The following is a 2153-nucleotide window of genomic DNA, read 5'->3' as shown; positions in this document are numbered from 1 at the left end:
GACCGCGGGAGCGGCTTCGTGCAAGCCCTGAGCGCCCGCCCGGCCGGGCGTGTGCGACGTCCGCGGCGGGCGCCGCGCATGCCCCAACTTTTTTGCGGCAGGGGTGATTGTTTCGCCCCCGCCATCCGTACCTCTTGGTGTTGGGCCGTTGATATTCCAGGAGGCACGATGCGCATCTCGCGCAGCACGGCAGGAACCGCGTTCGTGGGCGGTGCGTTGATCCTTACGCTGACCGCGCTCGCCTACCCCAGCATGCTGGGCGTGCAGAACACGGCTTCCGGCCAGGACCGCATCATCGCCAACACCCAGTACGGGCCCCTGACCGAGGCGGACCGCGACTTCGTGGTGAAGGTGCGCGCGGCCGGGCTGTGGGAGAGCCCTCTGGGCGCACTGGTGATGCAGCGCGGAGGGTCGGCCGCCATGAAGGAGGCCGGCGAACACCTCGTCGTCGGGCACGGGCGGCTCGACATCGCCTGCCGCAGGATCGCCCCCGAGCTGGGCATCACGCTGCCCAACCAGGCGTCGCCGCAGCAGCAGCAGTTCGTGGCGACCGTGGAGGGCGCGCAAGGGCAGGAGTTCGACTCCACCGCGGTGAGCATCATGCGGGTCACGCACGGCCAGATCTTCTCGACGATCGCCAAGATCCGCGCCAACACGAGGAACACGCTGGTACGTCAGCTCGCCGACCAGGCCAACTCCACCGTGCTGGACCACATCACCGTCCTGGAGAAGACGGGCCTGGTCAACCACGAGCAGGTCAACCTCATGCAGACCAGCCCGCCCAAGATGCCGCAGGAACAGACGACGCCGCCGCCCCCGCAGCCGGGCTCGCCCGTCCTGACGCTGAAGATCCCCAAGGAACTGGATGATCTGCGGACGGAGGCTCCGAACGCACTGCTGCCGTCTCCGTCGGCGGGGTGAGCGGGGCTACGGGAAGCGGCTAGGAACGGCGGCGGGGTTTACCTGAATTGCGTTTGGTGCCTTTGGTGGTCCCGCCGGACCCCCTGCGCTGCTTCGTGCCCGTCGGCTTCCTCCGAGTTCCGTCCTTCTCCGCGCGCCCGGGCTTCTCCTGCGCGGGAGGCTGCTGACGCCCCCGGGTGCTGTTGACCGTGCGGCCTCGGACGATGCCGATGAAGTCCTCGATCCGGTCCGTCTTCGCGGCCTCGGGCCAGGCCAGCGCCACGCTCGACTCGGGGGCCTCCTTGAGGGGCCGGTGGGTGAGGTCCTTGCGGTGGTGGAGGCGGGCGAGCGACAGCGGGACGGCGAGCACACCGATGCCGGCAGCGACCAGTTCGATGGCGTCGGCGGTGGTGGCGGGACGTTCGTGGGCCGGCCGCCCGGGCAGGCTCTCCCAGTCGAGGACGTCGTCGAGGGGGTGCAGCACGATGTCGTCGGCCAGGTCTTCCGGCGCGACCTCGTCGACGGCGGTGACCAGGTGATCCTTGGGCACGACGACGACCGTCTGCTCGGTGTAGAGAGGGATCGCGCTGAAGACCTCACGGTCCACGGGCGTGCGGACGAGGCCCGCATCGGCGTCCCCGCCCAGCAGCCGCTCGGCCGCCGCTCCGGCGGGCACCTGCGTGAGGGTCAGCGGGACGTCGGGCTGCCGCTCGTTCCAGATGCGCACCCATTTGTCGGGCATCACGCCGGGGACGTAGGCGAGCCGGAACGAGGGGGTTGCATCCGAGCCTGTCACCTCGCCAGGTTACCGGCCGTGGTCGGAGGTCGTGCACACGCTCGATACGCTTGACGGCATGACGTCGCACCAGAGCACCCAGACGATGAAGCCCGCGACCGCGGCGAAGAAGCTGGGTGTGTACCTCGAGGCCACACCCGCCGAGTTCCGGGAGGGTGTCGTCTCGCGTGCCGAGCTCAACGAGCTCCAGGCGAACCCGCCGCAGTGGCTGCAGGACTTGCGGCTCAACGGCCCGCATCCCCGGCCGGTGGTCGCCGCGAAGCTCGGCGTCTCCATCGCGGGCCTCGCCCGCGCGGGTGTCACCGAGCCCCTCACCACCGAGCAGATCGAGGCGCTGAAGCAGGAAGGCCCCGAGTGGCTGGAGCGGGAGCGCGCCACCCAGGCGGAGGTCCGCAAGGAATCGGCCCGGATCAAGAAGAAGAACGCCGAACGTCAGGCCTGACCCGAGCGCCCTTCC

At 70.0% G+C, this 2153-nt stretch carries 3 protein-coding genes; 2 read left to right on the top strand and 1 reads right to left on the bottom strand.

Annotated elements, in window-relative coordinates; genetic code table 11:
* The first annotated feature begins 168 nt into the window (after nucleotides 1-168).
* Entirely contained in the window at nucleotides 169-921 is a 753-nt protein-coding gene (locus ABZ281_RS46935) for a DUF4142 domain-containing protein (RefSeq protein ID WP_356664681.1), read from the top strand.
* A 19-nt stretch (nucleotides 922-940) separates the two neighbouring features.
* Here the strand turns inward: ABZ281_RS46935 and ABZ281_RS46930 are convergent, their stop codons facing one another.
* Complete coding sequence (locus ABZ281_RS46930; protein ID WP_356664679.1) at nucleotides 941-1696, bottom strand: LysR family transcriptional regulator substrate-binding protein; 756 nt, start codon at nucleotides 1694-1696, stop codon at nucleotides 941-943.
* Nucleotides 1697-1754: 58 nt separating this feature from the next.
* Between ABZ281_RS46930 and ABZ281_RS46925 the strand changes: the two genes are divergently transcribed.
* Nucleotides 1755-2138, top strand: coding sequence for a DUF5997 family protein (locus ABZ281_RS46925; protein ID WP_356664677.1), 384 nt, complete (start codon nucleotides 1755-1757; stop codon nucleotides 2136-2138).
* The last annotated feature ends 15 nt before the right edge of the window (nucleotides 2139-2153 follow it).

The organism is Streptomyces sp. NPDC006265, from assembly GCF_040613555.1.
Taxonomy (GTDB): Bacteria; Actinomycetota; Actinomycetes; order Streptomycetales; family Streptomycetaceae; genus Streptomyces.
The sequence above is the reverse complement of the archived record's forward strand: the minus strand, read 5'-3'. Positions and strand labels throughout refer to the sequence as shown.